The 12,643-nt window shown below is 50.1% G+C and carries 10 protein-coding genes; 3 read left to right on the top strand and 7 right to left on the bottom strand.

The window, feature by feature from the left end; genetic code table 11:
* Positions 1-7 precede the first annotated feature (7 nt).
* Together AK95_RS13555 and AK95_RS13550 are read right to left on the bottom strand one after the other, a co-directional pair.
* A complete protein-coding gene (locus tag AK95_RS13555; protein ID WP_071220512.1) occupies positions 8-1,018 on the bottom strand; it encodes a sensor histidine kinase in 1,011 nt (336 codons plus the stop codon).
* Positions 1,015-1,716, bottom strand: a complete 702-nt coding sequence (locus AK95_RS13550; RefSeq protein ID WP_071220511.1) for a response regulator transcription factor — start codon at positions 1,714-1,716, stop codon at positions 1,015-1,017. Before AK95_RS13550 ends, AK95_RS13555 begins: the two co-directional genes overlap by 4 nt.
* Positions 1,717-1,912: 196 nt before the next feature.
* On the opposite strand from AK95_RS13550, the gene AK95_RS13545 reads away from it, so the two are divergent.
* Positions 1,913-3,328 (top strand): hypothetical protein, encoded by a 1,416-nt coding sequence (locus AK95_RS13545; RefSeq protein ID WP_071220510.1) that lies wholly within the window; start codon positions 1,913-1,915, stop codon positions 3,326-3,328.
* A gap of 48 nt (positions 3,329-3,376) precedes the next feature.
* Here AK95_RS13545 and AK95_RS13540 read toward each other — a convergent pair whose 3' ends face one another.
* The 5 genes from AK95_RS13540 to AK95_RS13520 all read right to left on the bottom strand — a co-directional run bounded on the left by AK95_RS13540 (position 3,377) and on the right by AK95_RS13520 (position 10,933).
* Positions 3,377-4,582 (bottom strand): Ger(x)C family spore germination protein, encoded by a 1,206-nt coding sequence (locus AK95_RS13540; RefSeq protein ID WP_071220509.1) that lies wholly within the window; start codon positions 4,580-4,582, stop codon positions 3,377-3,379.
* Positions 4,579-5,688 carry a spore germination protein gene (locus AK95_RS13535; RefSeq protein ID WP_071220508.1) on the bottom strand — a complete coding sequence of 370 codons (1,110 nt, stop codon included), beginning with the start codon at positions 5,686-5,688 and terminating at the stop codon, positions 4,579-4,581. The genes AK95_RS13540 and AK95_RS13535 overlap by 4 nt, the downstream gene beginning before the upstream one ends.
* 30 nt (positions 5,689-5,718) lie before the next feature.
* Positions 5,719-7,386 (bottom strand): spore germination protein, encoded by a 1,668-nt coding sequence (locus AK95_RS13530; protein WP_071220607.1) that lies wholly within the window; start codon positions 7,384-7,386, stop codon positions 5,719-5,721.
* A gap of 224 nt (positions 7,387-7,610) precedes the next feature.
* The gene (locus tag AK95_RS13525; protein WP_071220507.1) at positions 7,611-9,803 is read right to left on the bottom strand and encodes a GH92 family glycosyl hydrolase; all 2,193 of its coding nucleotides are present in this window, start codon (positions 9,801-9,803) and stop codon (positions 7,611-7,613) included.
* Positions 9,804-9,838: 35 nt separating this feature from the next.
* Positions 9,839-10,933, bottom strand: coding sequence for a GntR family transcriptional regulator (locus AK95_RS13520; RefSeq protein WP_071220506.1), 1,095 nt, complete (start codon positions 10,931-10,933; stop codon positions 9,839-9,841).
* Positions 10,934-11,299: 366 nt separating this feature from the next.
* Here AK95_RS13520 and AK95_RS13515 point away from each other — a divergent pair, with 366 nt between their 5' ends.
* A complete protein-coding gene (locus AK95_RS13515) occupies positions 11,300-11,779 on the top strand; it encodes a MarR family winged helix-turn-helix transcriptional regulator (protein WP_071220505.1) in 480 nt (159 codons plus the stop codon).
* A 206-nt stretch (positions 11,780-11,985) separates the two neighbouring features.
* Positions 11,986-12,516, top strand: a complete 531-nt coding sequence (locus AK95_RS13510) for a cysteine hydrolase family protein (protein ID WP_071220504.1) — start codon at positions 11,986-11,988, stop codon at positions 12,514-12,516.
* Positions 12,517-12,643 lie beyond the last annotated feature (127 nt).

Raw genomic sequence — 12,643 nt, 5'->3', positions numbered from 1 at the left:
GACACACCTAAGGTCCAGATGTGTCTTGGTTTTCGGCTCGGCGCAGCGTCAAGGTAACGGTGGTTCCTTCACCGAGCGTGGATTCCAGTTCTACGGAATGATCAAGCTTATTGGCGATTTCACGCACAAGATACAGGCCCATGCCGGTGGATTCATGATATTGCCGACCGCGCTCTCCGGTAAAGTAGGGATGGAACACCCGGTTGATGTCCTCCGGCGCAATGCCGATCCCCTCGTCGCGGATATAGAGTTTGATGTGTTTCCCCGCTGCTTCTGCGGTTAATTGAATCTTCTTGCCGGGGCTGCCGGAGTAGTTCACGGCGTTCGTCAAAATCTGACCCAGCATAAATCGAAACCATTTGGCATCCGTATAGACGGAGATCCGATCATCGATTTGGAACACCGGCGTAATCCCCTTACGAATGAACAGCTTGCGGTTCTCGACCACGGATTCGCTTACCGCAGCACGGAGCCCGATGGCTTCTACAGCAAAATCCTGCTCAAACCGGTCCAGGCGCGCGGTGTACAGCACCATTTCGAGGCCTTTGCGAATACGCTCAAGCTCTTCCCGAATATGCTCGGCGGGTGCCTCTTCGACTTCATCGAGCGTTAGCTGAATAACCGACAGCGGGGTCTTCATCTGATGTACCCAGCGGTTGACGAAAGCCAGATGCTGGTCGGTTTGGCTTTGATGCCGATGCAGCTGTTCGCGGTATAAGCGCTCGTAATGGCCAATCCGCTCGTAGATCGCTTCCGGCAGTGGCGCTTCGCCTAGGGGAGGGCTTAAGAATTCCTTCTCCGAAACCTTCTCGGAAGAAAGCTCTCGATACAACGTGCGATGGGAAAGATACCGGTAAGCAAGATAGAGAAGCAGCACGACACTGCTTAACAGCACACCGTATAGTACGACAGTAAAGGGCCTGCCTTCACCGGTAAGCCAGTACAGCAGGGGGACAAGCAGCATTTGAACGGTAAAAAACAGCATGAGCGGGAGATGCTCCCGCAAGAAAAGTTTCATGGGGTCTCCCTGCCCGTCATGAACCGGTAGCCTGCTCCCCGGACGGTTTCGATAAGATCTCCGGCGCCCAGCTCACGAAGCTTGCGACGAACCCTTGTAATATAAACATTTAACGTATTGTCATCAATGAAGTGCTGATCCTCCCACATCAGGTCCAGCAGCCGCTCGCGGCTGACCACACGGCCCCCTTTTTCCATCAGCATCGTCAGCAGGGCTGCTTCCTTTTGGGTAAGCTCGGCTGATTCGTCTCCATGTGTCACAACGTATCGCTCGGGATAGATGATAAGACCGGCGCTTTCGATGGTATGCTCATCCTCCTGACCGGAGGCATAGGCACCGACCGCACGGCGCAGGTGGCTGCGGATTTTCGCCAGAACAAGCTCCATGTCAAACGGCTTCGTAATATAATCGTCCGCCCCGTTTTCCAAGGCCATAATCTGATCCATGCCGCTGTCTCGCGCCGAGATGAAGATGATCGGGCAGTGCGATTGGGTACGGATTTGCCTACACCAATAGAATCCGTCGAATTTCGGCAGATTGACGTCCAGCAGAACCAGATCCGGCTTCGTATCCGCAAAAATGTCCATCACGCGGCTGAAGTCTTCGGTGATCCGTACGTTAAAATCATATTTGGAAATAGCCGATCTTAATTTATCCGCGATTCGTTCATCGTCTTCCACAATCAGGATGGTATACACGGTTCCAGCTCCTTTGAACTCCTAAACTACATTATGTTCTTACTATACCCGAATTGGAGAGGGCGTTGGAAATCCAGAGATTCATGTTTCTGAACGGAAGGTAACCCATTGTACGATCCCAAATTAACCTTTGCCCAGGCCCATGCATAAGATGTAGTCACATCAAACCTGCTGCCTGGGAAGGGGCGTGATTCATATGGGGATTCATTTAACCGCGATTCACTGGGTGTATCTGGCGTTTATCGTCTTGATCATGACGCTGTTGATCCGGCGGCGCGATACGGCGCTTGTTTGTATTACCGGAATATTTGCGCTTGGCCTTTTGGCAACGGAAACGCTGAGCGGCTCGGTCTCCGGTGTGTTTGATTCATTCATCTATGCGACTAAAGAGCTGATGGGCACCATCATGATTATATCCATCATCGTGGCGATGAGCCGGGTCTTGATCAAGACGGGGATCAACGAGACGATGGTGGCTCCGTTAACCCGTTTTCTGCGTACTCCCGCGATGGCTTACTGGGGCATCGGAATCATTATGATGGTAACGTCCTTTTTCTTCTGGCCGTCACCGGCAGTTGCGTTAATTGGTGCGGTCCTGCTCCCTGTGGCTATTCGTGTCGGTTTGCCGGCCCTCGGTGCAGCGGTGGCAATGAATCTGTTCGGGCACGGCATTGCGTTATCGGGAGACTATATCATCCAGGGTGCGCCCAAATTAACCGCGGATGCGGCTGGATTGCCTGTATCCAGTGTCATGGCTGCCAGTGTGCCGCTCGTGATCGTGATGGGACTTGTAACAACCGTGGCGGCATTCTGGATGATGCGTAGAGATCAGCGGAACGGCAGCTGGAGAGATGGACTGGTAACTATTAAAAGCACGGGAGACACGCTCACCACGCGTACCGAAGAGGATGAGGCTGTTGCGGCCATATCCCCGGCTATGAAAAAATGGTTGGCTATCGTCATTCTGCTGTTGTTCGCAGCAGATGTTGTCGCCATGTTCATCCTAAAGCTGCAGGGCGGCGATGCAACAGCCTTGGTCGGCGGCACAGCCGTCCTGATCCTCAGTGTCATTGCCCTGGTAGCACATCGTAATCGGGGATTGGAGAAGGTCACCTCTTATTTGATCGAGGGATTCATGTTTGGATTCAAGGTGTTCGGTCCCGTCATTCCTATCGCGGCGTTCTTCTATTTGGGGGATGCGGCATTTACCGATTTGTTCGGTAAAGTGCTTCCGGAAGCATCCCATGGTATCGTGAACGACCTGGGGGTTGCCCTCGCGAATGCGGTGCCGCTGAACGGCGCGGTAGGTTCGGTGACGTTGACGATCACCGGTGCCATTACGGGTCTGGACGGTTCGGGTTTCTCCGGTATCTCGTTAGCCGGATCGATCGCGCAGCTGTTTGCTACGGCTATCGGCTCAGGTGCGGCTACCCTGACTGCGCTTGGGCAGGTTGCCGCCATCTGGGTAGGCGGCGGCACGCTCATTCCGTGGGCGTTGATTCCGGCTGCAGCCATCTGCGGAGTCAGCCCATTCGAGCTGGCAAGACGAAATTTGAAGCCGGTGCTGCTGGGTCTGACCGCTACTACAGTCGTAGCGATGTTTCTGGTGTAATCAACAGCGAGAACTTAAAGAGCGCTGACCGTCATTGTCAGCGCTCGTTTAATCTGTTGAGGAACCGAAGTCCGTAATGTTCATGTTGATTTCATACGTAATCGGGACTTGGCTGAAGGTTTCATCCCAATTCTCCTGCACTTTTTTCCACACCTTCGGATGTTTGATGCGGAGCTCAGTGCCAAAACCCCCAACGTCCACATGATAGACATGCTGCATTTTGTTCAGGACCTGTTTGATCTGTTTATGGGCCTCTTCTTCAAACTGCTGCTCCATTTCTGAGATGTATCCACCCGATGAGGGGATCTCCGGAAAGCTCCAATCCTCGATTAATCTACCTTCGGCATTAACCTTGATATGAAATGAAATTTCGTCTCCCTGAATCTTAGGCACGATGGTGCTGTGGGATTTCTTGGGCTCAAAGGTTACGGTATGGCCGGTCTTCGGCGCATACGTCTTCAGCGCGCCCCCCTTCACGTCTGCCGTAATCCAAGACAAGCCTTCCAGATCATATTGGCTTAATTCCCCGATCCATTTCTTGGTCTTGCCTTTGAAAATGGCGGCTCCCGAGAATTTATGCTCGCTTTGAGCGGTAACGACATTTTGTAACAGGAAGCTGTCCCCGGATTGCATGGCGCTGTCAAGCTTAGTGAGTGTCACGGGAGGGATGATTTTGTTGGAACGATAACGGTTATCCACGAGTCCCATCAAGTAGAAAGCAGGGATCTCCCCAGGTTCAGTGGAGCTTAACGCTTCGAGCGCGCTTCGGTGGCTGACCACCACTAGGCAGCTGGGGCGGATATCATTATCGCGGAGAATAAAGTCAAATACCTGTTCCAGGCTGTATCTCCTGGCTAATTCGCTAGAAACCACGATGACCTTCAGATGGTGGCCGATAAGCGGCCGGTCTCTACGTAATGCAAACTGGCGAAAGATTTGAATGATGGAGTCGCCCGTCAGCTGTTCGTTCAGGTAAGCCTTGCTTGGCGATGACGAACCGCCCCCCCCTTGCTTCTCGTTCTTTCCCGCAATTGGGGGTACGATCTGAACCGTTGCCGTCAGTACTTTCTTCTTCGGATAGGTTGCCCCTTGTTTATTGATATCTCGTTCGAATCTGGATTCATTCGCTGTATCGAGTCCCAATCCAACATAGACGCTGACATCCTCAATTTCGTTGCTGCTCCAGCAGCCGGTAGTCAGGAGCAGTAGGATGCTCGCCGCCAATAGTGACGTATATCTTATATACCTGTTCATTTCGGCTTCACACCTTTCTTACGGGCGATGCTGATCAGAAGCAAGAGTAATGGTAAAGCGCCAAATAGATAGATAGAGACATTGCCTACAACATCCCCCAGCTTGAATGTTTCCGATACGTCCTTCGGAATCATCGCGATGAGGAAGATGACAGGAAGCAGGATAAAGAGAAAGGGCCGTATTTTCGTCTTAAGCAGCTGGGACCATCCTAGCGAGGCTGCATAATGCGTTATCGCAAAGGTCGAGAATATTTGCATGATCCAGATGACAAGCAGCAGGGACTCAAAACGCTCGAATATCAGTCCCTGCATTTCAAAACTCCGCATTAAGTCCAGTGTCGGCCATGTTCTTGTCTCAACTCCGTTTATGGACAGCCCGCCAATAACCATAATGACGGTGATTAAATAGATCACCAGGGGCACCGTAATGCCGACGAGCATGGCTTTGGTGCCTTTTTTGGGAGTCTTCATAAACGCCATAGCAACAAACATGATCTCGTAACCGGTAAAAGATAGCAGAGATGGCTTTAACCCTCGAATCACGGGCATAAACCCTGAGCCGAGTACCGGCCTTAAATTTTTGATGTCAAAAATGTTGCTGCTCAACAGGATCGCTATGAGGAAAAAAACCAGCGTAATCGGCAGAATGATCTCGCAGATTCTGGCGATGCTGTTGATCCCCCCGGTGGTCAAATACAGACCGATCCACATAAAGGTCATCACGATGGCCCAAACGGGCGTGCCTTCCAGCAGATATAACCCCGTTACCTCCGCCATAATCCGGATCTCAAAAGCGGCAATAGTAATGAAAAAACCAATAAATAGCAGGCCTAGAACAAAAGCCAGCCATTTCCCAGTGATCTCAGGTACAAATTGAAACCATGTTTTCCCTTGAAATCTTTGGCATAACGCCACAACGATCATTCCTGCCAACAGGATGATCAAACCGGAGATGAGAATCGAGATCCACACATCCGGCGTTTTGGCAGCCTCCACCGTCGTTCTGGGGAGTGTCAGGATACCGGCACCCAGCATGTAGTTAATGATCATGACGGCAGCTTGAGACGTGGTGATCTGGTCATGGGTGCTGTTATTTGCACTGCTCATGGTCATAGCCTCATTTCGTGCTTAGGATGATTAATTTCTGCGGTCAGGGTCGTTCGGTTTTAACATTTGAGGTCGTTTCTTCATCACTTTCAGCGGGAACCGAATGAGGAAGTCCTTCAAGTCATTGATCCCATAAGGCACCATTGGACTTGCATAAGGTACGCCGAAGCTCTTCAGTATGACCAAATGACTGCAGAGAAGAAGGAAGAACATCACGACGCCAAACAGTCCAAGCACTGCCGCAAAGAACATCGCGGAAAACCGAAGAACGCGCAGTGTAATTCCGGCACTGTAGACCGGGATCGTGAAGGAAGAGATGGCGGTTACGGCCACGACAATAACGAGAAACGGACTGACAATACCGGCTTGTACGGCAGCATCACCAATAATCAGACCACCGACGATGCCCATCGCAGGCCCGATGGGTTTCGGGAGCCGGATCCCGGCCTCCCGCAATATTTCAATGGCGATTTCCATGATGAGCGCTTCAATGATCGAGGGAAAGGGCACGCCCTGCCTGGTTTCGATAATGGTCAGCGCCAGCTTGGTCGGAATCAGCCCGGGATGAAACGAAATAAACGAAATGTAGAGAGCTGGTGCTAGCAGCGCCAGTAGGGCCGAGAGAAAACGCAATAAGCGGACAAAGGATCCCGAGATCCATCTCTCGTAGTAATCCTCCGGCGACTGCAGCAGCATGCTGAACGTGACAGGGACGATTAGAGCATACGGCGTGCCGTCAAGCAGGATAGCTACCCGCCCTTCCAGTAAAGACCCGATCACCCTGTCGGGTCTTTCCGTGTTCTGCACTTGCTGAAAAGGACTCATGACGTTTTCCTCAATTAATTGCTCGATATATCCCGATTCAAGAGGGTCGTCGATTTCGAGTTTCTGAATTCGCGTAACGACCTCATCGACTAGCTTCGGGTCGGCAATATCCTTCATATAGGCGATGACCAGATCTTTTTTCACGCGGTTCCCAACTACAAATCTGGTGAGCAGGAGGCTTTCGTTCTTTCCGTGAAGCCGTAGTAATCCTGTATTGTCTGCCAATCTCTCGGTAAACCCGACACGCGGGCCTCGAAGAAGTGCTTCGGATAGAGGTTCCTCCAGATTTCGGCTCTTCCCCTTGGCAGAACCAACCAGGAAGGCGCCTTGCATTCCATCTACCAATAAACCGGTTGTTCCCGCAAGAACAGATTGTACGAGTTCCAGTAATCTATCGGTATGTTTAATTTCGCTTACAGGGAGCATCTGGCTGCTGATATAGGCTTTGATCGTATCGCTTGAACGATTGAACTGTTCCTGCTCCGTTTCTGGAATTCCGACCATCATGAGGGGGCGTATAAGATGGGTGTCCATAAGATCGTTGTCCATCAATCCGTCAACAAAAACGATGACTGCCCGCGTTCCCGTCCCCCGGATCGTAAATTCCCTGAATTCCACGTCCCCATTGTTACCGATTGCTTTACGGACGGATGTTAAATCCGCATCGTAAAGCCCCGTCATGAGAGCCTGTGGCGGAACGCTATCCTCTCTCTCGGGGGGAGAGGGTTTGTTCGGTTTGAGGGCGTAACTCGAATTAATAGATTTCCGAAACCAATTGGTTAACGCCAGCATGAGGAAAGGCACCAGTACGAGTAGTAAAGCTTGAACCCAAATCGTCCACTTCGGAATATAGGATACAATTACTGACCACAATGAAGTCACCCCGCCATTTCTTAGCAATAGATCATAATGTGAATCAAGTGTATTGTTTCCCGAGGTGATCTTGAAAATTCCTGTTATTTCAATATCAGGAAGAATACCCTGCGCCGTTGAACTTATATAACCAATTGCTGAAAAACGGGATAACAAAAAGGGGCATCCCCAGGCCGCTGTCCTGATGGGGATACCCCTTACATATATGAACTAAGCTGTAATCGTTACTTCTTCGATATCGAGAACGGGAGCTCATCAGAGCTGTAAGCACGGTAGCTTGGAGCCAGGCCGAGACGGAAATCGAGGGACTTGCCTGCCAGAATATCCTCATGCGTAATATACAGCTTGGTGTAATCCTGTCCTTCCAATTGAACGCTGGCCACGAAGTTGGACTGCGGATTGTTGTTGTCGGTATGAATCAACATCTGTTTACCGTTTGGCAGCTCAATGCTCACACTGTCGAATAGCGGGATACCGAGCACATATTCATTACTGCCCGGACATACCGGATAGAAGCCCATGGAGCTAAACACATACCATCCGGACATGCTGCCGTTATCCTCGTCCCCCGGGAAACCGTCAAAGCCGCTGTTGAACAGGTTCGACATCAGCTGTTTGAGGACGACCTGGGACGATGCGGGCTGCCCGACATAGTTGAACAGATACGGAATATGGAAGCTTGGCTGATTGGATATCGCCAGCTGGCCATAGTCGATGGCAGCCATCTCACTCATCTCATGAATTTCAAAGCCGTAGCCCCGTACGTCGAAGTCCGGTGCTTTATTGCACAATTCGGTGATTTTATCGAAAAAACGTTCCTTAGAACCATACGCCTCGATCAAGCCTTGGAAATCCTGGAATACGGCAAAGCTGGTCTGCCAGGCGCTTCCCTCGGCATAATCAAGCCCCCAGCTCGTATCGTTGAAATCCGGACGGAATTGGCCGTCCTGATCCTTGGCCCGCATAAACCCGGTTTCTGCATCGAAAATATTTCTGTAGTTGAGCGCGCTTTGTCTGTATTGGTCTGCTACATCCGATCGGCCCAAGACATCGGCCACACGGCTGATGCAGTAGTCGCTGTATGCGTAATCCAGCGTGTGATTCACGCTCTCGTGATAGCTGCTTGGAACATAACCGTACTTGATGTAGTCCAGCGTCCCTTGCCGACCATAACAATTCTGTCCGCTCTGCGTAGTGGCTGCAGTCAGCATGGCTTCCAGCAGTTCCGGCAGCAGGTGCTGAGCCAGTCCCTTGGCCGCCGCATCCGCAATGACGGCGTCAATAAGCGTGCCCGGCATCAGCCCGCGCTCATCCGGGGACAACCATTTTGGCAGGAAGCCGGTTTCGCGGTAGGAATTCAGGAAACCTTCCAGCATTTCCTCATACTCCTTGGGCGCGATGATGGAATAGAGCGGATATACGGTTTTGTAAGTATCCCAGAAGCCGTTATTGGTATAGAGAATGCCCTTCTTGACGGATCGGGCCGTTGTATCGTAATGTACCGGCTCCATGTTGGCATCCAGCTCATAGAACTTCTGCGGGAACAGGAACATGCGGTACAGGCAAGTATAGAAGGTGCGCATATATTCTTCGTTCGAGTGAGTGACCCGGATTTTGTTCAGGTAATGATTCCAGGCTTGTCCAGCCAGTTCCTTCTGCTCATCCAGAGATATGTTCAGCTCACGCTCAAGGTTAAGCTCCGCTTGCTCCAGGCTAATAAACGACGTCGCCAGTTTAACATCCAGCACGTCTCTTTCACAGTCTTTGAAACGAATGACGACATGCTGGTCGACTCCGCCAAAAGCAACCTCCGGGAAGAATTTGCCTTCTTCGTTGTAATAACCTGTTGTTGCGAGATCTATGTCCTTGCTAAAGCTCATGGCTACGTACATACGGAACCCGTCATCGTGACAGCCTGCGAAGTTGCTGACATAGCCAGTCAAATTGCGCTGGGCTGCATCCAGTCGGAACTCGCTTATGTTATTAACATTCAGGACAAAGCCTGCCTGCTGCCCGGAATTGTACTTCATGCGCATTGCCGCACCATAGGTGCTGGGAACCAGCTCCGTGGTGATGTTATAACGCTGCTGCTTCACTCTGAGATAGTGGGGCTTGAATGTCGCTTCTTCAGGCCGGTAGGAGCTTTGACAGGTGAAGACGGACCCTCTGATTTTGTCGTCCGCAACCGGAGTCATCAGGAAGTGGGCGAAATCGCCCATCCATGGACTTGGCTGGTGTGTCAGGCGAATGCCTTGGAAGACGCGGTCATTAGGGTTGAAGAACCAGCTTCCTTCGTTTTTGGTCTGGACGACATAATGGTTCATACCGAAAGGTACACCCGTATAAGGAAGCGCATTCCCGTTGGAATAGGTGTATTGGTTGTTGGTGCCTTGCCTTGTATCGATATAGTTCAGCATGTAAAAGTCTCCTTTGGTTTTTAGAAATAGGCGTGTTACAGCTTCTTCACGGTCTGTCGTTCAATGAGACGAACGGGAACCACGGTATTCTCATGCGGGTGATCCTGGGGATTCTCGATCAGGGTGATAAGGCTTTGTGCAGCCTGATACCCCATCTGTCCGAAATCCTGGGAGATGGTGGTCAGCTTGGGTTCAACGAAGCCTGCGAGATGAATGTTGTCAAAGCCCACGATGGAGAAATCATCCGGTACGGACAGGCCCAGCTCTTTGGCAATCTGAATGATTTCGATCGCGATGAGGTCATTCTCGGCAACAATACCCGTAATTCCTTGCGTCACAACGGCTTGAATAAACTGAATATAGTATTCTCTGCCGTTGTCGTTGTCATGGGTTAAGTACCGGTCGGTCAAGTCATTGACGCTGTAATCGATCAGTTTGTAATCATACAAAGCTTTTAAATAGCCGAAATACCGCTCCCGGATCGAGGAAGAGTTCTCTACCTTCAAGGAGGAGATAAAGGCGATCTTCTTATGATTATTCTCGATCAGATGTTTAGAGGCCTGATATCCGCCGCCGAAGTTGTCGGAGACAACCGAACGGAACGGAATCCCTTCAATGCATTTATCCATCGTCACCAGCGGGTACTGTGCCAGGTGATACTGATACAGAATGCCAAGATCCGAGATGCTGCTTATCGGGTAAAGAATCAGCCCCGAATTGGCGCTTTGAAGCGCGGCCTCCAGCAGCTTCCGCTGTCCGACAATCGTATTGGACTGAATGTTCAAAGTGTAGTCGGTCGTTGCGAGATATTCGTTGATGCCTTTTTCGTAATCACCAAGTCCCGGGTTATGAGCGAATGGCAGAATTAGCAGGATCTCCTTATTCGTCTTGCTCAGGGGCCTTTGAGGGTCCCTGTCTGTGCTCACGAAGCTTCCCTTACCTTGGATCCGGTAGATCAGCTTGGCATTCTCCAGCTCGGTCAGCGCCCTCTTCGAGGTGATCCGGCTGACGTTGTATTCCTTCGAAATCTCGGCTTCGGTCGGAAGCTGATCTCCAGCCTGGAGCTCCCCGGATTCAATCTTGGCCATTAAAGCATTTACGATATGTTGATATAGTGGAATTTGTTCCATAGCGGACCTACTCCCTGAATTTGATATATCATTTTGAGGCGTTTATGTCAAAGTCTAATGATACATTTAATAAAAAGTTACAGTTGTTATGTTTGAATACGCAAAAGGAATATACTGCCCGGGTGCATATAGTTCAAAGATTCTATGTCCATATTATCGTGTCCATGGATATATTTCAAGATTAGACGCTCCCAACACCAATAAATTGGAGAGAATAAATGGGTATATATAATAAACGGATAAAGGTATTAATTGATATATCAAATATTCAGGGCTGGTTATCGCTTTCCTGCGGGCGTTGATTTGACAGTTTGTCACTTGAGTGATAAATTGACTGTGATTAGGGTAGGGAGGTGAATGGAGTCAATGAAACAATTGGGATTTCATCAGGAGAACCGATTAGCTATGCTGTCCTGGATTCGGATCACCCGTTTTCAACAGATCGGCAATCACCTCTCGAATGAGTTCTTACAGCCGTTCTGCATCACGGTTGCCCAATTCGACGTCTTGATCCAGGTCTTCGCGCACCAACCTTTATCACAGCAGGAGCTGGCCGAATATCTTTCCATTAGCGGCGGTGGTGTCTCCCATATGGTAAAGCGGCTGGAGAAGCTGGATCTGATCGTCCGCAAGCAGGACTGGAAGATAAAGTATATCTCGCTAACGGATAAGGGACAGGCCCTGCTGGAAGAAATTATTCCGCTGCTGTCGGATTTCCAAACCTCTATGTTCGACGTTCTGGATGAACAGGAGTTACAGCAGCTTTACAAGACGATGAGGAAGCTTCATCAGCATAATGTACAGAAAAAGTCGGCACACCCGAGCGTTATCGTCGAGGAGGAGTAGCTGAAGGTTGCCTTGGCTGCTTGTTATCGGCTTTACGAAGGGAGCTAAAAAAGACGCAGGGGAGTCCTAAGTGAGAGAGGGATTCCTTTTTTTGTGCGAGATGAGTTCATTTTTTAATGAGAGATCTAAATTTTCATATACATCATAGGAACGTTCGTTCTATAATGAAATCGATGAGTACATGAATCGCACAGGAGGGTGTTGTAGTGAAAAAGAGTGCGCTTTTGGTCATTGATGTACAGAATGAGATGTTTCAAGTGAATGATCCGGTGTTTGAAGGGGATCGATTGCTCCACAATCTCAAGCAGCTGATCGCAAAAGCCAGAAACGGCGGCATTCCTATCCTCTACATACAACATAATGACGAGGGTTTGAGGGCAGGGTCGGAGGCGTGGAAGATTAACCCCGAGATCGCGCCTGCGATGTCGGATACCATCATTCAGAAGACCCGACCGGATTCATTCTATAACACCTCACTTGAAGAGGAACTGAAGCGGCAAGGCATAGAACATGTGATTATTGCAGGTATGCAGAGTGAGTTATGCGTAGACACCACGTGCAGGAGAGCGTCCAGTCTGGGCTATGATGTCACACTGGTATCCGATGCACACAGCACCTGGAACAATTCGGTTTTAACCGCGCAGCAGATCATAGATCATGTGAACGCTACCCTGAGATGGTTTGCGGACGTGAAGACAACAGAAGAGATCCTCGTTACGAAAGAAGCCGGCGTGTAATGAACTGCACCCCAATTGTTAGACACATCTAACAGGTGGAGGTGCAGTTTTTTTATGACTAAATTTACTAAGGATAGCAAATTGGCATTAATTCAAGGGTATGACTCTGATCTTCTATCTCAGACAG

The sequence above is a fragment of the Paenibacillus sp. LC231 genome (assembly GCF_001860525.1).
GTDB lineage: Bacteria > Bacillota > Bacilli > Paenibacillales > Paenibacillaceae > Paenibacillus_AQ.
Note: the sequence above shows the minus strand (reverse complement) of the source record. Positions and strands in the feature narration are given on the sequence as shown.